Source organism: Paenarthrobacter sp. NPDC057355 (assembly GCF_042667405.1).
Classification (GTDB): domain Bacteria; phylum Actinomycetota; class Actinomycetes; order Actinomycetales; family Micrococcaceae; genus Arthrobacter.
The window spans coordinates 697,365-717,354 of record NZ_JBHVAL010000001.1; the positions used below are offsets into that span (position 1 = coordinate 697,365).

The 19,990-nt window shown below is 62.6% G+C and carries 17 protein-coding genes; 5 read left to right on the forward strand and 12 right to left on the reverse strand.

Annotated elements, in window-relative coordinates:
- Nucleotides 1-101: 101 nt before the first annotated feature.
- The gene (gene aspS / locus ACFUOZ_RS03200) at nucleotides 102-1,895 is read right to left on the reverse strand and encodes an aspartate--tRNA ligase (RefSeq protein WP_377544693.1); all 1,794 of its coding nucleotides are present in this window, start codon (nucleotides 1,893-1,895) and stop codon (nucleotides 102-104) included.
- A gap of 111 nt (nucleotides 1,896-2,006) precedes the next feature.
- Entirely contained in the window at nucleotides 2,007-3,362 is a 1,356-nt protein-coding gene (gene hisS / locus ACFUOZ_RS03205; RefSeq protein WP_377544695.1) for a histidine--tRNA ligase, read from the reverse strand.
- Between the two features lie 207 nt (nucleotides 3,363-3,569).
- Between hisS and ACFUOZ_RS03210 the strand changes: the two genes are divergently transcribed.
- From ACFUOZ_RS03210 to ACFUOZ_RS03220, 3 genes are all read left to right on the forward strand, one after another.
- Complete coding sequence (locus tag ACFUOZ_RS03210) at nucleotides 3,570-4,373, forward strand: peptidylprolyl isomerase (RefSeq protein WP_377544697.1); 804 nt, start codon at nucleotides 3,570-3,572, stop codon at nucleotides 4,371-4,373.
- Between the two features lie 66 nt (nucleotides 4,374-4,439).
- Nucleotides 4,440-5,927: a DUF349 domain-containing protein gene (locus tag ACFUOZ_RS03215; RefSeq protein WP_377544700.1), complete on the forward strand. Its 1,488-nt coding sequence runs from the start codon at nucleotides 4,440-4,442 to the stop codon at nucleotides 5,925-5,927.
- Between the two features lie 94 nt (nucleotides 5,928-6,021).
- On the forward strand, nucleotides 6,022-6,651 hold the full coding sequence (locus tag ACFUOZ_RS03220) for a hypothetical protein (protein ID WP_377544702.1): 630 nt from the start codon (nucleotides 6,022-6,024) through the stop codon (nucleotides 6,649-6,651).
- Here ACFUOZ_RS03220 and ACFUOZ_RS03225 read toward each other — a convergent pair.
- The 9 genes from ACFUOZ_RS03225 to pdxT form a co-directional block, all read right to left on the reverse strand.
- Nucleotides 6,648-9,041, reverse strand: a complete 2,394-nt coding sequence (locus tag ACFUOZ_RS03225) for a RelA/SpoT family protein (RefSeq protein ID WP_377544704.1) — start codon at nucleotides 9,039-9,041, stop codon at nucleotides 6,648-6,650. The genes ACFUOZ_RS03220 and ACFUOZ_RS03225 overlap by 4 nt on opposite strands.
- Before the next feature lie 161 nt (nucleotides 9,042-9,202).
- On the reverse strand, nucleotides 9,203-10,192 hold the full coding sequence (secF, locus tag ACFUOZ_RS03230; protein WP_377544706.1) for a protein translocase subunit SecF: 990 nt from the start codon (nucleotides 10,190-10,192) through the stop codon (nucleotides 9,203-9,205).
- Nucleotides 10,192-11,943: a protein translocase subunit SecD gene (gene secD, locus ACFUOZ_RS03235; RefSeq protein WP_377544709.1), complete on the reverse strand. Its 1,752-nt coding sequence runs from the start codon at nucleotides 11,941-11,943 to the stop codon at nucleotides 10,192-10,194. Before secD ends, secF begins: the two co-directional genes overlap by 1 nt.
- A 114-nt stretch (nucleotides 11,944-12,057) precedes the next feature.
- Entirely contained in the window at nucleotides 12,058-12,441 is a 384-nt protein-coding gene (gene yajC, locus ACFUOZ_RS03240; RefSeq protein WP_262275135.1) for a preprotein translocase subunit YajC, read from the reverse strand.
- Between the two features lie 145 nt (nucleotides 12,442-12,586).
- Nucleotides 12,587-13,663, reverse strand: coding sequence for a Holliday junction branch migration DNA helicase RuvB (gene ruvB / locus ACFUOZ_RS03245; protein WP_377544712.1), 1,077 nt, complete (start codon nucleotides 13,661-13,663; stop codon nucleotides 12,587-12,589).
- Entirely contained in the window at nucleotides 13,656-14,300 is a 645-nt protein-coding gene (gene ruvA, locus ACFUOZ_RS03250) for a Holliday junction branch migration protein RuvA (RefSeq protein ID WP_377544714.1), read from the reverse strand. The genes ruvB and ruvA overlap by 8 nt, the downstream gene beginning before the upstream one ends.
- 100 nt (nucleotides 14,301-14,400) lie before the next feature.
- Nucleotides 14,401-14,979: a crossover junction endodeoxyribonuclease RuvC gene (ruvC, locus tag ACFUOZ_RS03255; protein ID WP_377544717.1), complete on the reverse strand. Its 579-nt coding sequence runs from the start codon at nucleotides 14,977-14,979 to the stop codon at nucleotides 14,401-14,403.
- Nucleotides 14,980-15,023: 44 nt separating this feature from the next.
- Nucleotides 15,024-15,779, reverse strand: a complete 756-nt coding sequence (locus tag ACFUOZ_RS03260; protein ID WP_377544720.1) for a YebC/PmpR family DNA-binding transcriptional regulator — start codon at nucleotides 15,777-15,779, stop codon at nucleotides 15,024-15,026.
- A 3-nt stretch (nucleotides 15,780-15,782) separates the two neighbouring features.
- A complete protein-coding gene (gene pdxT / locus ACFUOZ_RS03265; RefSeq protein WP_377544723.1) occupies nucleotides 15,783-16,484 on the reverse strand; it encodes a pyridoxal 5'-phosphate synthase glutaminase subunit PdxT in 702 nt (233 codons plus the stop codon).
- A 101-nt stretch (nucleotides 16,485-16,585) separates the two neighbouring features.
- On the opposite strand from pdxT, the gene ACFUOZ_RS03270 reads away from it, so the two are divergent.
- The gene (locus ACFUOZ_RS03270) at nucleotides 16,586-17,914 is read left to right on the forward strand and encodes a MurT ligase domain-containing protein (RefSeq protein ID WP_377544726.1); all 1,329 of its coding nucleotides are present in this window, start codon (nucleotides 16,586-16,588) and stop codon (nucleotides 17,912-17,914) included.
- Complete coding sequence (locus tag ACFUOZ_RS03275; protein WP_377544729.1) at nucleotides 17,911-18,681, forward strand: type 1 glutamine amidotransferase; 771 nt, start codon at nucleotides 17,911-17,913, stop codon at nucleotides 18,679-18,681. Before ACFUOZ_RS03270 ends, ACFUOZ_RS03275 begins: the two co-directional genes overlap by 4 nt.
- Before the next feature lie 3 nt (nucleotides 18,682-18,684).
- On the opposite strand, the gene ACFUOZ_RS03280 is transcribed toward ACFUOZ_RS03275, so the two are convergent.
- Nucleotides 18,685-19,950 (reverse strand): CapA family protein, encoded by a 1,266-nt coding sequence (locus ACFUOZ_RS03280; protein ID WP_377544732.1) that lies wholly within the window; start codon nucleotides 19,948-19,950, stop codon nucleotides 18,685-18,687.
- Nucleotides 19,951-19,990: the final 40 nt, after the last annotated feature.

Sequence of the window (19,990 nt, forward strand, 5' to 3'; positions counted from 1 at the left end):
CAGGACTGCTTGCTCCACCGTTACAGCACCCTCTCATACGCGGGAATCATCGGAGAAAACACAGGAGGGCTCCCCCTGCGGGGAGCCCTCCTGTTGTGGTCTTACTCGGACTTGGTGTCCGGCTTGGCAGCGGGCTTGGCTTCCGGTTTGAAGTCAACGCCGGCTTCCTTGCGTTGCTGCGGCGTGATGGGTGCCGGAGCCGCCGTCAGGGGGTCGAAACCGTTGCCCGTCTTCGGGAAGGCGATGACGTCGCGGATCGATTCCACACCAGCCAGCAGTGCCACTACGCGGTCCCAGCCGAAGGCAATGCCGCCGTGCGGAGGCGCACCGTACTTGAAGCCCTCCAGCAGGAAGCCGAACTTGGTTTCAGCATCTTCCTTGTCCAATCCCATGAGCTGGAAGACCCGCTCCTGGACCTCGCGCTCATGGATACGGATGGAACCGCCGCCGATCTCGTTGCCGTTACACACGATGTCGTAGGCGTAGGACAGTGCCGACTCGGGATCCTTGTCGAAGGTGTCCATGAATTCCGGCTTGGGCGAGGTGAAGGCGTGGTGGACCGCGGTCCACTGCCCTGCTCCCACTGCCACGTCACCGGAAGCGACGGCGGCTGCGGCCGGTTCGAACATCGGAGCGTCCACGATCCATACAAAAGCCCAGTCATTGGGATCGATCAGGCCCGTGCGGTGGCCGATTTCGACGCGGGCAGCGCCCAGCAGCGAACGGGAAGCGCTCTTCTCGCCAGCGGCGAAGAAGATGCAGTCACCGGGCTTGGCGCCGACGGCGTCAGCCAGTCCGGCACGTTCTTGTTCCGTGAGGTTCTTGGCGACGGGTCCTGCAAGCTCCCCGTCCTCCTTGTACAGGACGTAGGCCAGTCCCTTGGCGCCGCGCTGCTTGGCCCATTCCTGCCAGGCATCGAGGGCGCGGCGGGCCTGCGAAGCGCCACCGGGCATGACCACTGCGCCGACGTAGGGGGCTTTGAACACGCCGAAGTTGGTGTCTTTGAAGAATCCGGTCAGCTCCGTCAGCTCAAGGTCGAAGCGAAGGTCCGGCTTGTCGGAGCCGTACTTGGCCATGGCGTCCAAGTAGGTCATGCGACGGATGGGCGTGGGAACCTCGACGTCGATCAGCTGCCACAGCGACTTCACGATGGCTTCGCCCAAGGCGATGATGTCGTCCTGGTCAACGAAGCTGGCTTCGATGTCCAGCTGCGTGAACTCGGGCTGGCGGTCGGCACGGAAGTCTTCGTCGCGGTAGCAGCGTGCGATCTGGTAGTACTTCTCGAAGCCACCCACCTGCAGGAGCTGCTTGAACAACTGCGGGGACTGCGGCAAGGCGTACCAGGAGCCGGGAGCCAGGCGTGCCGGGACGACGAAGTCACGTGCGCCCTCGGGCGTGGAGCGCGTCAGGGTGGGCGTCTCGATTTCAACGTAACCCTGGTCGTGCAGGATGCCGCGGGCAACGCGGTTCGCCTCGGAACGCAAGCGGAGGTTGCGGGCGGGACCGGGACGGCGCAGGTCCAGGTAGCGGTGCTTCAGCCGGGCTTCTTCGCCGACCTCCACGTGCTCATCGATCTGGAACGGCAGCGGGTCGGAGGTGTTCAGGACAACAACCTTGTCCGCGATAACCTCGATTTCGCCCGTTGCAAGGGCCGGGTTCTCGTTGCCTTCAGGACGCTTGTTGACCGTACCGGTGACCTGCAGGACGTACTCGTTCCGAAGGCCGTGGAAGACCTCTTCCTCACGGACAACCACCTGGGCCACGCCGGACGCGTCGCGCAGGTCAACGAATGCAACGCCACCGTGATCACGGCGGCGGCCCACCCAGCCGGCCAGGGTTACGGTTTGTCCAATGTGCTCGGAACGAAGTGATCCGAGGTCATGTGTGCGCAGCACAGCATTCCTTTCAGCATGAAATTTAGAGGGACCGCTGCAAAAGCGGTCCCGTCCGAGTTTACCCGCCCCGGCCGCGGCTGCCGCCAAAGGGCGGACCTAACGTTGTTTTGTTCAGGCAGTGGTCACGCGGACGTGGAGATCTTCTTCCGGCGGCGTCCAGCTCGCCGGGTCCGCATCCACCTGCTCGCCCGAACGGATGTCCTTGACCTGGTGTTTGCCGTCGTCGTCGGTGAACCAAACAAACGGGATACCCCGCCGGTCGGCGAATTTGATCTGCTTGCCGAACTTTTCGGCCTTGGCGGCCACCTCGGTGGCGATGCCACGGCCCCGCAACTGGGCCGCGATGTCCTGGGCGGCCGACCAGCTCTCGTCGGTGTTGAGTGCAACCAAAACAGCTGTCGGCACAGCGCGGGAGGCGGAGGCCAGCTCCTGGCTGAGGATGCGCGAGACAAGCCGCGTCACGCCGATGGAAAGCCCGACGCCGGGGAACTTGCGGTTGCCCTTGCTGGCCAGGGCATCGTAGCGCCCGCCGGAACAGATCGAACCCAACTGCTCATGGCCCACCAGGACGGTCTCGACTACCGTGCCGGTGTAATAGTCCAGCCCGCGTGCGATGCTCAGGTCCGCCACGACCTTCCCAGGGGCACGCTGCACGGCGGCTTCGATGACCTGCTGCAACTCATCCAGCCCCTCTTCAAGAAGATCATCCTTCACCCCGAGAGCGCGCACCTGCTCCACGAACGAGGTGTCCTCAGTTCGGATGGTGGCAAGCTGCAGCGCAAGTGCCGCCTGCTCATCCGTGGCACCAAGCTCGGACTTGAGCAGCCCGGCCACCTTGTCGGCACCGATCTTCTCCAGTTTGTCGATGCTCCGCAACACACCGGCTGTATCCGTCAGGCCAATGCCCCGATAGAAGCCTTCGGCCAGCTTCCGGTTGTTGATCCGGAGCCGGAAGTCCGGGATCGGCAGGGCGCTGAGGGCTTCGGCGATGACCAACGCAATTTCGACGTCATAACGGAACGGCAGTTCGCCGTCGCCTACGACGTCGATATCCGCCTGGGTGAACTCGCGCGCCCGGCCCTCTTGGGGACGCTCACCGCGCCACACTTTCTGGATCTGGTAGCGGCGGAACGGAAACGCCAGGTAGCCGGCGTTCTCCACGACATAACGGGCGAAGGGAACCGTCAGATCGAAGTGCAGGGCAAGGGCGTTGGGATCCGCTTTGTCAGACCCATTCGGCTTCGCAGCGTCGCCTTCGTCGTCCTGGAGCCGGCTCAGCCCATAGACCTCTTTGTCGATCTCGCCCTTGCGGAGCAGCTGGCCCACCGTTTCCACAGCACGTGTCTCGATGGAGGAAAAGCCATGCAGTTCGAAGGTCTTACGGAGCGTGTCCAGGACATGGAGCTCCACCAACCGCTCCTGGGGAAGCCACTCGGGGAATCCGGACAGGGAGGCGGTACGTGCCATGGTGGAATTGTCTCCTTGAAAAAGCTGACGCAAGCTTCGGCGCTGCAGCTTTAAACGCCCGTTCGGCGTTTACAGGGCGGGCGTCCAGCCGGTCATGCATAAACTATGTGCGGCAGCCAGTTTATGCTTTCCGCGCGTGCACATCTAATGCAGCATGCCCGGGTTCCTGTCGGCAGCCATCCGAAGCTGACTTAATCAGGAGGACTTTTGGCAACAAGGTCGCGGGATGACCGCGAAGCGAAGCGTCGCATCAGGCAGATGGAAGCCAAGCGCGCCCTGCGGCAGGAACAGGGAAAGCGCCGCAAACGCGACAACACCATCGCCATTGGCGCCGGAGCTGCAGCTGTAGTCCTGGCTGTCGTCCTGCAGCTGACCGTCTTCAGCTCCAACCCCACAGAAGCGGAGTTCGCCGCCGCAGAAGCCGGACTCAGTTCTCCCTCGGCGTCGCCCTCTGCCGCTCCTTCCCAAAACAGTGCAGACGTTCCGAGCGCGGACACAGCCGCAGGCAAGACATTCACGGGCCAGCTCTCCCTGAACGGCGGGGCCGTTGGCGTCGAATTGAACGGCACTGCCGCTCCCCAGGCAGCCGCGGTCCTGAAGTCGCTGACGGATTCCGGCTACTACAACGGCGCCAATTGCCACCGGTTGACCACGTCCGAAACATTTGGGCTCCTGCAGTGCGGCGCCAAGTCCGAGGACGGCGCCGACGATCCCAACTATCGCTGGGGTCCCTTGGAAAACACTCCGGCGGACAACAAGTATGCTGCGGGGACAATCGCCATCGCCCGGACAGGCAATAACGCCTACGGCAACGGCCACCAGTTCTTTATCGTCTACAAGGACACCACCATCCCGGCCGATACCGCGGGCGGATACACCGTGGTGGGCAAGGTGACCAGCGGACTGGATGTGGTGACCAACATCGCCGCCGCAGGTCTCAAACCGGGCCAAAACAACAGCGACGGCGCCCCTGTGGCACCTGTCACGATAGACTCGTTCTCTCTGAAGTAACCAGCTCCGGTCCCAGGCCCGGCGTGCATTGCCTTAGCAGTCCCTCCAAGCGAAAGACTTTTAGCGGTGACAGACAGTCAGAAATCCGACGAAACAGCAGCAGTGGCCAACGATGAAGCAGCTGAGGTGATCGAAGCAACCGAAGCCGGGGCATCATCCGACGCCGTGGTCGCTTCGACGCCCACCGAGCCCCCGGCTCCCCGCCCTGCCCCGTCCGCGGCTCCGTCGCCGGCAGCCTTTGCGGCCCGTCCGAAAGCGCCCGCCCCTGTTGTTCCTGCTGCTCCGGCGGTCTCTGCGGCGTCGCTCGCCGAGGCGGCCAAGTGGGGGCGCGCTGAAGGAGATGGCCACGTCTTCCTGACGCTGGATGGCGGGGAAATCGCCGTCGGGCAGTACCCGGGAGTCAGCCCCGACGAAGCCCTGGGCTACTTCGCCCGGAAGTTCGACGACGTTATCGCCCAGGTCGTGCTGCTCGAGCACCGCGTGGAGTCCAAGGCTCCAGCAACGGACATGCAGAAGACCGTCACACACCTGCGTGAGCAACTTGCAGAGCGCAACATGGTCGGTGACATCCGCTCCGCCGAGGCCCGGCTGGACACCCTGTCGACGCAAATTGTCGAACTGGAGAAGTCCGAAAAGGCGGCCCACGATGCCCTGCGGGCCAGCGAACTGGCTGCCCGCGAAGCCATCGTGGCTGAAGCGGAGTCCATCGCGGGACAGGATCCGGCACAGATCCAGTGGAAAACCTCCAGCGCCCGCATGAACGAGCTCTTCGAGTCCTGGAAGGCCGCCCAAAAGAGCGGCGTCCGCCTGGGCCGGAGCAACGAGGATGCACTGTGGAAGAGGTTCCGCTCGGCCCGCACGGTCTTCGACCGTCACCGCCGTGCCTACTTCTCGCAGCTGGACAGCAACAACTCCGCCGCCAAGACCGCGAAGGAGGCCTTGATCGCAGAGGCCGAGGCACTTTCCTCCTCGACCGACTGGGGATACGCCGCCGGTGAATACCGCAGGCTCATGGACCAGTGGAAGGCAACTCCCCGCGCAAGCCGCAAGGACGACGACGCGTTGTGGGGGCGTTTCCGGGCCGCACAGGATGTCTTCTTCAGCAACCGCCAAGCCGCCAATGACCAGATCGACCAGGAATACACCGCAAATCTGGCCGTCAAGGAGCAACTGGTCATCGAGGCCCAGGCGTTACTGCCCATCAAGGACCTCAATGCCGCCAAGAAGGCCCTCCAGTCCATCCGGGACCGTTGGGATGATGCCGGCAAGGTGCCGCGCGCTGATATGGGCCGGATCGAGGCAGGCCTCCGGAAGGTCGAAGATGCTGTTCGCGAAGCCGAAGAAGAGAAGTGGCGCCGGAGCAACCCTGAGACGAAGGCACGCACCAACAGCGCCCTGACACAACTTGAAGCGGCAATCGCAGGCCTCAAGGACGATCTCGACAGGGCCGAGAAAGCAGGCGACCAGCGTCGCATCAAGGCTGCTCGCGAAGCCCTTGAAGCCCGCCAAGCCTGGCTCGACCAAATCCAGCGTTCGGCCAGCGACCTCGCATAGTCACCCATAACGCTGCCACAGGCTCCGTTCCGGTTATCCACATAGCCAGGACGGAGCCTGTACTCGTTGGACCACGCACCGGAATGATCGAGTGATGGTCCCCTCTGATAAAGCCCCGCACCTGCTGGAGCCGGTCATCCCCGAGCTCTACTCCCCTGGCCGCATCTTCACGTGGAACGAGCTCCAGGGAATGGCCGTTGACGGCATCCTGCTGCCTCTGTATGGAAAGAACTACGCTTCTCCGGGTGTGGCCATCACGCAGCGCATCCGGGCCCGCGCAGCAGCCCTGAGCGTCCCGGCACGGATCCGCACCAAAGTAGCCGCCGGCAGGTTGACCGCCGCCTGGATCTACGGGTGCGCCAAACCACCGGAAAAGTTGTCGCTCCTGGTGGACGCGAAACACCGCATCTCCAGCCTTCGCGGCACCCTGGGCTGCAGTCTCCATGAAGTCCGGCTTGGGCAGATGGATGTCGTGAGCCTCGGCGGGATGCTCGTGAGCAGCCCACTGCGTACCGCGGCAGACATCGCGCTGCACGTTGAAGCCGATCGTGCCCTGCCAGTGCTGAGGCGCCTCCTGGACCGACCCGAGCTTGGCATCAAGCTACGCCTGCTGGTCCTGGCAGTGGAAGCTGCTCCCCGCGTGCCTCACAAGAAACGCGCCTTGGCCACCTTGGCGCAACTCACACCGAAGGCGGCGCCCCGGCCCGGGTCAGTGCCCAACTAGCTCCTGCGGCTGTTTCCGGTAGTGCGGTAGACGTCAAAGACCCCATCGATGCGACGAACAGCGTTCAGAACGTGGTGAAGATACTTTGGGTCGCCCATTTCGAATGCAAACTTGGAGATCGCAACCCTGTCGCTGGAAGTGTGGACGGATGCAGCCAGGATATTGACGTGGTTCTCCGACAGAATGCGCGTCACGTCGGACAGGAGCGACTTTCGATCGAGTGCTTCAACCTGGATCTCCACCAGGAAGACGCTGGACTGCGTCGGCGCCCATTCGACGTCGACAATCCTGTCGGGCTGGTCACGCAGGCCGGAGACGTTGGTACAGTCCGTCCGGTGCACGGAGACGCCGGAACCGCGCGTCACGAAGCCCAGGATGGGATCCGGAGGAACAGGCGTACAGCACCGTGCCAGCTTGACCCACACGTCGCCCACGCCCCTGACGATGACGCCTGAATCCGAGAACTTGGATTTGGCCACCTGGGTGGGGATGCTGACCTCGTCCAGGTCCTCGTCCGGTGTCTCATGTCCGCCCAAGTGCTCCATGAGCTTTTCCATGACGGACTGGGCCGAGGTATGCCCGTCTCCGACACCTGCGTAAAGGCCGGAGATATCCACGTAATGGAAATCCTCGGCAACTGCGGACAGGGCATCGTGGGTCATGAGCCTCTGGAGCGGGAGGTTCTGCTTCCGCATTGCGCGGGTGAGCATATCCTTGCCGCGGTCTATCGCTTCTTCGCGGCGCTCCTTGGTGAACCATTGCCTGATCTTGTTGCGCGCCCGTGCCGACTTGACGAAGTGCTGCCAGTCCTGGCTCGGCCCGGCCCCTTCAGCCTTGGAAGTGAAGATCTCCACCCAGTCGCCGTGGTTCAGTTCACTGTTCAGCGGCACGAGCTTGCCGTTGACACGTGCGCCGATGGTCCGGTGCCCGACTTCGGTGTGGACAGCGTAGGCAAAGTCGACGGGAGTAGAGCCGGCGGGAAGGGCCATGACTTCGCCCTTGGGCGTAAAGACGAAGACTTCCCGGGCGTTGATCTCGTAGCGGAGGGAATCCAGGAACTCTCCGGGATCCGACGTTTCCTGCTGCCAGTCCACCAGCGACCGCAGCCAGCCCATGTCGCCGTCCCGCGGGCTGCCCGGGCCTTGTGCCGTACGGTTTGGCTGGTCCTTGTATTTCCAGTGGGCGGCTACACCGTACTCTGCCCGACGATGCATCTCGTGTGTGCGGATCTGGATTTCAACGGGCTTGCCCCCGGGACCGATCACTGTCGTATGCAGGGACTGGTACATGTTGAACTTGGGCATCGCGATGTAGTCCTTGAACCTGCCCGGCAGGGGGTTCCATCGCGAGTGCAGGGTGCCAAGGGCCGCATAACAATCACGGACGGAGTCCACCAGGACCCGCACGCCCATGAGGTCGTTGATGTCGTCGAAGTCCTTATCCCTGACGATCATCTTCTGGTAGATGGAGTAGTAATGCTTGGGGCGGCCTGTAATGGTGGCCTTGATCCTGGCAGTCCGAAGGTCGTCCGCTATTTGGTTGCGGATAACGCCCAAGCTCTTTTCGCGCTCCGGAGTGCGGTCCCCCACCATGCGGACGATTTCCTCGTACACCTTGGGGTAAAGGGCAGCGAAGGACAGGTCCTCGAGTTCCCACTTGATGGTGTTCATACCCAGGCGGTGGGCCAGAGGCGCGAAGATCTCAAGGGTTTCCCGGGCCTTGCGCGAAGAAGACTCCGCGGACACGAAACGCCAGGTGCGGGCATTGTGGAGACGGTCTGCCAGTTTAATCATGAGGACCCGGATGTCCTTGGCCATGGCGACAACCATTTTGCGGACGGTTTCCGACTGTGCGGCCTCGCCGAAGCTGACCTTGTCCAGCTTGGTGACGCCATCGACCAACATGGCAACCTCCGGCCCGAAATCCCGGGTCAGGTCAGCCAAGGTATAGGGAGTGTCTTCCACGGTGTCATGCAACAATGCAGCAGCCAACGTGGTGCCCGTCATGCCCAGCTCGGCCAGGATCGTAGCCACTGCCACCGGGTGGGTGATGTACGGATCGCCGCTCTTGCGCTTCTGGCCCTGGTGGCTCCGCTCAGCGACGGCGAAGGCGCGTTGGATCAGGTCGAAATCCTCTTTGGGATTGTTGGCCCTGACGGTCCGCAGCAATGGCTCAAGGATCGGCGAGTACGGCGCTACACCGCGTCCGGTCAACCGCGCCAGCCGGGAACGCGTGCGTTCCCTCCGGCCGGGGAACGTGGGACGGGCTCCGGGCATGTCAACTGGTACGGCGCCTGCGGCCCGGGCGGACACACTTGTTGCAGGGACCACAGCTGAGTTGCGGTCCTCTTCCCCGCCCGCCAGTGGTGCCGACGTCGCTCGTTCTTCCACAGAAGTACCCCTCACAACCGATTTAATTCTTCCAGTCTATTCCCGCAAGTGAATGCTTCTGCAACTGGACAGCACATGACGAACGGCCGGGCAAGTCAAAGAGCCGGTCACCGCAGGGTTGCGGTGACCGGCTCTTCGGAGATTTGACGCTGCATCGGCCCCTAAACGGTGGCTTGCGCCCTGCGGTGGGCTACCTTCTTGGCCTGCTTGACCAGCTCCGGTTCGCCCTGGCGCAGCCAGGCGTAGAGCGGCGCCGCGATGAAGATCGTAGCCGCCGTGCCGATAAGGATGCCAACAAACAATGCCAGCGACAGGTCACGGAGCGTTCCGGCACCCAGCAGGCCTGCACCAATGAACAGAATTGCCGCCACGGGCAGGACCGCCACCATCATGGTGTTGATGGAGCGGACCAGGGTTTGGTTCACCGCGAGGTTGACCTCTTCGCCAAAGGTGCGGCGCGTGGAGGTGGAGATGTCCGAGGTATTTTCGCGGATCTTGTCGAAGACCACCACGGTGTCGTAGAGCGAGTAGCTCAAGACAGTCAGGAAGCCGATGATGGCCGACGGCGTGACTTCGAAATCGCTCAAAGCATAGACACCCGCGGTGGTGAACATCGTGACGAGCATGCCAACAAGCGCTGACAGGGACATTTTCCAGGTCCTGAAGTACAGGGCCATGAGGACCGCAGCCAAGCCGACGAAGACCACCAGGCCGATGAGGGCTTGCCGGGTCACGTCTTGGCCCCACGTCGGTCCGACGAAGTTGGAGGTGACCTCGTTCGCTGTGACGCCATAGGCGCTGGTGAGCCCGTCCTTGATGCGGTTGGTCTCGTCGTCGGTCAGCTGATCCGTCTGGATCCGCATGGTGTTTCCCGCAACGTTTGCAACGCGCGGAACTGCGTCCGGAACGACGTCATGCACAGCCCGCTCGCCGAGCGCGGCATCTGTGGTGCTCACGTTGGAGACAGTGAACTCCGAGCCACCACGGAACTCGATGCCAAGGTTGAAGCCGCCCTTGACCACCGGGATCAGGATGGACAGCGCCACGGCGACAGCCGCGATGGTGAACCAGATCTTCTTTGAATTGACGAAGTTGTACGAGCGCTTGCCCGTGTAGAGCTCATGGCCGAAGGTTGCGAAGCTCGTTGTCATTACTTCTCCTCCTTGCTGCCGTTGGAAGTGCCGGTCAGTTGGCCCTTCGCGGCAAGGCGCCGTTCGGCGATGGTCATGCGTCGTTCGGCTTCAGCGGCCGCTCCGGCGTTCCGGGCGCGGACCGGCGTCGGCTTTTCCTCCGGTGTCCGGAGCCGGCCGGCTCCGCGGTACAGCGGGACGGCACCGAGGCGGTCAGGCGACAGTCCGGAGAAGCGGTGTCCTTCGCCAAAGAACTTGGTCCGGGCGAGAACCTGCAGCATCGGATGCGTGAACATGAACACCACAAGGAGGTCCGCAAGGGCGGTCAAGCCCAAGGTGAAGGCGAAGCCGCGGACGTTTCCAACCGCCACGAAGTACAGGACCACTGCGGCAAGAAGGTTGACGGCCTTGGAGGCCAGAACGGTGCGCTTGGCACGCTTCCAGCCGTTTTCGACGGCGGACACCAGGCCGCGTCCCTCGCGCAGTTCGTCACGGATGCGTTCGAAGTAGACGATGAACGAGTCCGCTGTCTGGCCGATGGCCACGATCAAACCTGCCACACCTGCCAGCGACAACCTGTAGTTTTCGGTCCAGCCGAGGATGGCAATGGCCAGGTAGGTCAGCAACCCGGCCACTACCAGCGAGGCGATGGTCACGAATCCCAAGGCCCTGTATTGGAAGAGCGAGTACACCACAACCAGCAACAGGCCGATCATGCCGGCCAGGAGACCGAGGCGCAGCTGGTCGCCACCGAGCGTTGCCGAGATCTGCTCCTGCGACTGGATCTCGAAGCTGATGGGCAGGGCGCCGTAGCGCAGCTGGTCAGACAGGGCCTTGGCACTGGCCTGGGTGAAGTTGCCGGTGATCTGCGGCTTACCGTCGGTAATGACGGCAAGGGCCCGGGGCGCGGAAATCACTTTGTCATCGAGGACAATTGCGAACTGCGCCTTGGGGTCGTCGGTGCCCTGGGCCTGTGCCGCGACGTAGAACTGGTTGAGGCGTTCGGTGACTGCCTTGAACTTTGCGGTGGCATCGCCGTTGAAGACGATGTTTACGCCCCAGGAGTTCGTAACAGAACCCTGGGCCCCCTGGACCTGGGAGAAGGTGGAATCGCTGATGTCCTGGCCCTTGACCTCGACCGGCCCGAGTATGTACTTGGTGGCGGGAGTCTTGTCAGTGGCGGGTTCACAAGCCACCAGCGGCTTGGCGGGGTCCGAGCGGTCGCGCTTTTCGTTGGAGGGGTTGACGCAATCCAGCGCCTCAAACTCCTTCTGGACATCCGGGGTGACCCAATTGATGTCGCTGGCGTTCGTCGGCTCGGCGGTGGGCTTGTTCAGCTTGTCATCAGGTGTCCGCTGCTCGGCAGGGATGGCGGCAGGATCTCCAGCGGCGATAACAGGCCGGAAGTTCATGTCAGCCGAGGCCTGGATGAGATCGCGGGTTTCCTTCGATGGGGTGCCCGGCAGGCTTACAACCACGTTCCGGCCCGACTGGGTACTGATTTCGGCCTCGGCGACGCCGGAACCGTCAACACGCTGGCGGATAATCGCCACAGCCTGGTTGAGCTGCTCTTCGTTGATATCGGCAGCACCCTCCACCCGGGGTGCCAGAATCATCTGGGTTCCACCTTCGAGGTCCAGTGCAAGCTTGGGAGCCCAGCTCGCATTGCCGGTCATCACGCCGCCAGCCAGGAGGACGGTGAGTACAACGAATATTGCTCCAAGCCATGTCAGCACCCTGCGGGCTGAATTTTTGGGGCCGGTCCTTGCCATTTTCAATCTTCCTGTTATCGCCGGACAGCCGCCGGCAGGCGCTGGTGAGCGTCTGCCGGCGGCTTTCCGCAGCCGTAGAAGTTGCCTTGCGCGGTGGTGCCGCGACTGACGGTGCTAGTTGTCCTTCTTGTCCTCTTTGTTGAGGCGCGCAATGGTCTCTTCCGGCGTCTCGCCGGCCGCCGGGGTTTCAGTACCCGTTGCGGTCAAGGAAGAAGCGTCATCCGGAACCACAGGGGCTTCCTCAGGAGTCGCCTCGACTACCTTGGTGACAGCCTGGCGGTGAACCGTGGCCTCGTTGCCCGGGGAGAGCTCGATAACGACCTTGTTCTCCGCTTCGTCGATGGACACGATCCGGCCAAAGAGGCCGAAGCTGGTCATGACGTCGACTCCCGGAGCAAACTTGGACTGCATCTCAGCCTGCTGCTGCTGGGTCTTCTTGTTGCGCCGGAACATCATGAAGACAAAGAGTCCAAGCATGACGAACAGCAATATGGTCATTGGATCCACAGGGAAGTTCCGTTCTGTACTTACGTTTTGGTTCACGGCAACGTCCCTGGGAGATCCGCGAGCCTGGCGCATGGATCAAGGACTCGAACGTGCCGAGCGTCATACCAGTCTAGAGGGAAAAGCTGAACGCAGCGTGTTAACCCGCAGTATCTACGCTTTCGGCGTGGTTTTCGTCTTCGTCAAACAGGGCAAGGGTCTCCTGTCCGAACACTCCGGCCGGCACGGCATAGCCAAGATGGGTCCAGGCTGAAGCCATCGCGATCCGGCCACGGGGCGTGCGGCCCAGCAGCCCTTCGCGCACGAGGAATGGCTCCGCCACTGTCTCCACGGTCTCGGCCTCTTCACCCACGGCAATGGCCAAGGTGGACAGTCCCACCGGGCCGCCATTGAACTTGGTAATCAGTGCTTCAAGGACAGAGCGGTCCAGCCGGTCAAGGCCACGCTGGTCCACTTCGTACATGTCCAAAGCAGCTGAGGCTGACCGCGCATCGATCTGCTCAATGCCATGAACCAAGGCCCAGTCCCGAACCCGGCGAAGCAATCGGTTGGCGATACGCGGTGTTCCGCGGGAGCGCCCGGCAATCTCCGTGAAACCTGCCGAGTTCACCTTCAAATCAAGCAGTCCGGCAGAACGGCGCAGGACGAGTTCAAGCTCGGCCACGGAATAGAACTCGAGATGGCCGGTGAAGCCAAACCGGTCGCGCAAAGGACCTGGCAGGAGTCCAGCCCGGGTGGTGGCTCCTACCAGAGTGAAGGGAGGCAACTCCAGGGGAATGGCCGTAGCGCCGGCCCCCTTACCCACCACAATGTCTACGCGGAAGTCTTCCATGGCCATGTAGAGCATTTCTTCCGCAGGCCGGGACATGCGGTGGATCTCGTCCAGGAAAAGGACCTCACCCTCAGAGAGGGAGGACAGTATCGCGGCCAGGTCTCCGGCATGCTGGATGGCCGGACCACTGCTGATCCTCAGCGGAGCATTCATCTCCGCGGCAATGATCATGGCCAGTGTGGTCTTGCCGAGCCCGGGAGGGCCGGACATGAGTACGTGGTCGGCGCTGCGGCCTCGCATTTTTGAGGCCTCAAGTACCAAGGCCAGCTGCTTGCGGACGCGGTGCTGGCCTACAAAGTCATGAAGGTTCTTGGGACGAAGGGCCGCCTCGATGACCCGCTCTTCCGGTTCCTCTCCCCCGCTGACCAGCGACTGCTCAGCCACGGGTGCCTACGCGGTTGCCGGCGCGTGCGCCGTCCTGACCAAGCCACCGCAGCGTGGCCCGGAGAATCTGTGCGACATTTCCTGCGTCCACCAATTCGGGCGAATCAGCCATGGCTTTGTCGATACTTCCGTTGGCATCCTTTTCCGACCAGCCAAGGCTGGTCATGGCAGCGACCACCTGCGGCTTCCACTCAGCTTTGACGGCTGCTGCGGGTGCGGCTGCGGTGCCAGTGCCATGCGGAACCAACTTGCCAGCGAGCTCAAGGACGATCCGGCCGGCAACCTTGGGACCGATGCCGGGAACCTTCGTGAAGGCCTTGCCGTCGCCCGTATGTGCTGCAACGCGGATGGCCTCCGGTTCGTGCACTGCGAGCACTGCCAGGGCCAGCCGCGGTCCGACCCCGCTGACGCTGAGGAGGACATCGAAAACTTCCCGCTCGTCGTCGTCGGCGAAGCCAAAAAGTGTCAGGGAGTCCTCGCGGACGATCATGGACGTAAAGAGCTTGGCGTCCGAACCTACCTTCAGGTGACTCAGGGTCTGTGGTGTTGCGAACACGCTCATGCCCACGCCGTTGAGGTCGATGACCGCGCTGGACAAACCAACGTGGGCTACTGTTCCACGAAGAAAACTGATCAAGACCCGGCTCCTGAAATACTGCCTGCCCTGCCACCTGGAACTGCGGCCTGGACTGACTATCCGAACATATCTACGAATACCCTAGCAAGACGGCTGGGTATCAGCGCGCACGGCGCGCTTTGGCTTCGGCATCCGCCCAAGCTTTCTGGGCCGGGGTCAGCGTGCCCCCGCCACCAGCTCCGCCTGCAGTTCCCATTCCGCTTCCGGCCCGCCAGGCGTGCGTCAGGGCCAGGGCGAGGGCATCTGCTGCGTCCGCGGGTTTCGGCGGAGCATCCAGGCGCAGGATCTTGGTGACAAGCTTGGTGACTGCGTCCTTGTTCGCCGAACCGCTGCCCGTAACCGCGGCTTTCACTTCCGACGGCGTATGCAGGGCCACGGGGATGCCACGGCGCGCCGCGGCGGCGATCACCACGCCTGAGGCCTGGGCCACGCCCATGACAGTGCTGACGTTCATTTGCGAAAAGACGCGTTCGACGGCGACGACGTCCGGTTTGTGCAGGTCGAGCCACTCATCGATTGCCTTGGCAATGACCAACAAGCGCTTGTCCAGGGTCAGTTCCGCAGACGTACCTACCACACCGACTGCAACCATGGTGGCACGGCGGTTCCGCTCGATGTCCACTACACCGATGCCGCAACGGGTAAGGCCCGGATCGACTCCCAATACGCGAAGAGTCAAGTCCGGGCCTTCCTGTTGATGATCAATACTGAATGCTGCCACGCCTACTCGGCGTCGAGGGCAGCCTGCACTTCCTCGCTGAAGTCCGCGTTGCTGTAGACGTTCTGGACATCGTCCAGGTCCTCGAGCGCATCGACGAGCTTCATGAACTTCTTGGCGCCGTCAATGTCCAGCTCCACCTGCATGGACGGGACGAATTCTGCTTCGTCGGTTTCGTATTCGATCCCGGCTTCCTTGAGGGCATCCCGGATGGCCTGGAGGTCAGAGGGCTCCGAGTGGATTTCCCAGTTCTCGCCACTGTCCTTTACTTCCTCGGCACCGGCGTCGAGGACGGCCATGAGGATGTCGTCCTCGCTGAGAGCGTTCTTCGGCAGAACCACGACCCCCTTGCGGGCGAACAGGTAGCTGACCGAGCCCGGATCGGCGATGGTACCGCCGTTGCGGGAGATGGCCAGGCGGACTTCGGAGGCCGCCCGGTTCTTGTTGTCGGTAAGGCACTCGATCAGCAAAGCCGAGCCCTGGGGGCCACGGGCTTCGTACATGATTTCGGTGTAGTCCACGACTTCACCGGTGAGGCCGGCGCCGCGCTTGATGGCGCGGTCGATGTTGTCGTTGGGGACCGAGGTCTTCTTTGCCTTGGTGACGGCAAGTTCCAGGCCGGGGTTGCCGGCCAGGTCCGGTCCACCCATGCGGGCAGCAACTTCGATGTTCTTGATCAGTTTTGCGAACGACTTTGCACGCCTGCTGTCAATGATGGCTTTTTTGTGCTTGGTGGTCGCCCATTTGGAGTGGCCTGACATGCTTTACGCTTCTCCTCTGATCATTCGAATAAAGAGTTCATGCACACGCTTCTCCCCTGTCACTTCCGGATGGAAGGAGGTGGCCAGCAAACGGCCGGAGCGCACTGCAACAATTCTAGCCACTCCATGCAAAGCGGCGGTGTGGCTGGCGTGGTCGGGATCGACTTGGGCCAGAACGTCCACGCCCTCTCCCACGCGCTCAACCCAGGGTCCGCGGATGAACACTGCGTGGACGGGGTCCACGCCGTCCTCTCCGGCACTGAAGTCCAGCCCCTTGAAGTCAAGGTCCGTTTCGAAGGACTCGCGCTGGCGGCCGAAGGCATTGCGGCGAACAGTGATGTCCAGCCCACCGAAGGTCTGCTGCGGGTTTCCCTTCAGGTCGGTGGCAGGATCGGCAATCTCATTGGCAAGGAGGATCATCCCTGCACAAGAGCCGTACACGGGAAGCCCTTCCGCGATCCGCTGCTGGATCGGTTCGCGGACTTCGAAGATCCGGGACAGTTTGTCAATGGTGGTGGATTCGCCACCGGGGATGATCAGGCCGTCGATGTCATCGAGCTCGGAGGGCCGGCGGATGCCCACGCCTGTTGCTCCCGCGGACTCCACGGCGTGGATGTGCTCACGGAAATCGCCCTGGAGTGCCAGTACGCCGATCCGGAGGCCTGTGCCCAGGCGTGATGAAGCGTCGGAAAGGGGGTTGGTCATTGGTCCATCATAGTGGCCCCGGCGGTTCGGGCAGTGCCGGGAAGCGGCCTGCCACTGCGGCGACCCGGGTTCCATGCCCCGACTGGGATATATTACAGAGCATGCTTTCCTACAGCGTCCCCCTCGGCAAGCTGGTCCGCACCCTGTCCCGGCTTCGGGGCGGAGGGTCGGCGTTCCCCGGGCTGGTGGTCGAGAAAATCGATCCCCGCTTCATGCAGCGAACGCTGGCGTCTCTGCCTCACGGCGTAGCCGTCGTCAGCGGCACCAACGGTAAGACCACCACTACCAAGATGGTGGTGGAACTCCTGGAAAGCCAGGGCCTTAAGGTTTTCACCAACCGCACTGGCAGCAACTTCACCCGGGGCGTGGCAGCATCATTGCTGGGCGAGGTCGACTGGCGGGGCAAGCTCGATGCCGATATTGCAGTCCTTGAACTTGATGAAGCGCACGCCGTGCATTTCGTCAACAAGGTGCCTCCCCGTTTCAGCCTGCTGCTGAACGTCCTCAGGGACCAGCTGGACCGCTTCGGCGAAATCGACAAGACCGCCCGCCTTCTGGAGCATATCGCCTCCAAAACATCGGACACGGTGGTCCTGAACCGTGAGGATCCGCGCGTTACTCGGATAGCCAACGCCATCAACAGCCTCGACGCCGTCTATCACCCCAGCGTCCGCTACTTCGGCCTGGACGAATCACTCCGCAGCACGTTCCCGAACGACGACGAGATGCGGTCCGGAAGCGGCCCCTCGCCTTCAGGAACGTCGGTAGCCGCAGCGACCGGCGAGGCAGTCGAATTGCCGGATGCCGACGTCGTACTTCGACGGGTAGGCCCCCAGGACGCCGACTTTGAGTTCGACGGCAAGACGGTGACCACCACCATGAAGCTGCGCGGGGTTTACAACATCTTCAACGCAGCCGCTGCGTTGTCGTTGACCCGCGCGGTTCTGGGGACCGGCCCTGTTGACACTCCAAAACTCGTCAAGGCCCTCGGGAACGTGGCTCCGGCGTTCGGGCGCGGCGAAAGCCTCACAGTGGACGGCCAACCGCTGGAACTGGTGCTGGTCAAGAATCCCAGTGGTTTCCGGCTGGGCCTGAAGTCGTTCCCGGCCGGTGGCTATGCCACCATGATCGCGATCAACGACAACTATGCCGACGGCAGGGACATGTCGTGGCTGTGGGATGTGGAATTCGAGTCCCTGCGTGAAGGTGGCGTGGATGTCCTCACCGGGGTCCGAGCCTACGACATGGCCCTCCGCCTCCAGTACGATGACGTGCCCTTCGGCACGGTGGAACCTGACATCACATCCGCCTTGCGCACGTTCATCGACGGTTCGCGAGGCAAGCCAAAGCGCATCTTCTGCACCTACACATCCATGCTCGCCATTCGCCGCGAACTTGCCAAAATCACCATAGTTGAGGTGGTCTCATGACCTCGGAAACCGCGCCCCAGGCCGCACGACCGCAGGCTTCGCAGCCCAGCAAGGGCACCATCCGCGTGCTCCAGCTGTACCCACGGGAAATGAACATCTACGGCGACTGGGGCAATGCCCTGGTCCTCAAGCAGCGCATCAAGTGGCACGGCTATACGCCGGAACTGCTGGAGTACAACGTGGGCGATGAATTCCCGGATGATGTTGACATCATCGTAGGGGGCGGCGGACAGGACAGCGGCCAGCTCGTCATCCAGGACGATCTCCAGGCCCGCGCGGAGCAATTGCGGGAGCTTGCCGACAACGGCGCGCCCATGCTGGTGATCTGCGGCCTGTACCAACTCTTTGGCAAGTTCTTCAAGACCAGTTCGGGGCCCACAATCCCCGGCATCGGCATCCTGGATGTTGAAACCCAGGGCACGGACGAACGCCTGATCGGCAACGTGATCATGAAGTCAGCCGAGTTTGGCGACATCATGGGCTACGAGAACCACAGCGGGCAGACCACTTTGGGTCCCGGCGTCGAGCCTTTGGGGACGGTTACCAAAGGCGCCGGCAACAACAGCAAGGACGGCCACGAGGGCGCGCGCTACAAGAACGTTGTGGCCAGCTACCTGCACGGCTCGCTGCTGCCGAAGAACCCCGCTATCGCGGACTTCCTGATCCGCACGGCAGCAGAGCGCAAGTTCGGAACCTTCGTTCCGGGAATGCCCGACGACGACTACGCCCACCTCGCGCGCGAACACGCTGCCCGCCGCCCGCGCTAGGGTTTACTTTTCCTTGGTGACCAGCAGTTCATGGGCACCGGCCGTCGCGGCTCCCATGGACTCAACCACGGTTTTGGTTCTTTGGTGCGTTTCGGCGTCGGCCGCGGGCGTGGCACACACGCCTTGCGGGGCATCGCTCGCGACTGAACACCACCGATAAGGGTCACGGACAATCACCGAGGGTGCCCATGCCAGGTCCGAGGCGACCCAGGTTCCGGCAGCATTTTGGCTGAACTGCGCCCTGACCAACAGACCTTCATTGTTGACGACGTACCAAGGTGACAACTCAGTGATGCCGTTACCCAGTCCATAGACGATCCACGTGCCCTTGTAGTTCTCAATGGGGAGCACAGAGTGGGTGTGGTGCCCATAAATCATGGTGAACTGGCCACTGTCCACGAGTGCATGGGCGACCTCCTGCTGCTGGGCATTGGGTTCACTGGCGTATTCGTCACCTGCGTGCATCACTCCCAGGACGATGTCCGCACCGAGTGACCTGGCTTGGGTCGCCTTGGCGATCATGGTAGCGGGGTCCAGTTCATCAACCAGCCACGGGTACTCCGGGATCTGGCCATTATGCCCGTAGGTTCCTTCGATGACTGCTACTTTGGCAGCGTCCGTTTGCAGCATCAGAATTTCCTTGGATGCTGCTTCCGTCCGGTAGGAGCCAGTGTGCTTCAAGCCGGCGGCGTCCAGGGCATCCAGGGTTCTGAGCAGCCCCTCGGTCCCGCGGTCAATGGTGTGGTTGCTGGCCGTAGTGCAGGCCTGGTATCCGATGTCCTTGGAAGCGGCGATAATTTGTGGAGGAACATTGAACGACGGATAGGCCGAGAAGGGCCCCTCTGGCGTAGCCACCGGGGTTTCCTGATGGCAGATACCCAGGTCACTGTTCCTGATGTAGCGCCTCTGCCCTTCGAGAAGCGGCACAAAGGTATAGCCGGGCTGGCCCGCCGCAGCGGCGTCGGCCCTTGCCTGCTGCCACAACTGGGTGTGGACCAGCATGTCGCCAGTCACGGTAACCGTGGTGCAACGCAGTTCCGGACAGGCCGGTCCCTTGCCGGGGGTCGGGTTAGGTGCGGGGGTGCGTGTTGCTGAAGGTGACTCAACTGCCGGTTGCGATGGATCGCTGCTTGGTGTGGGATCGTTGTTCTCTGCGATGACCCCGCAGGCGCCCACGGTCATGGCCAGGACTACGGACAGGGCTGGCAGCACTGCCAGTTGCCGTCGTCGCCATCCGGCAGCAAATGTGATGTTCCCCATGCTGTTCATCCTACGGTGAACACCCGCGGAACCAGGCGCGCCGTCCTTG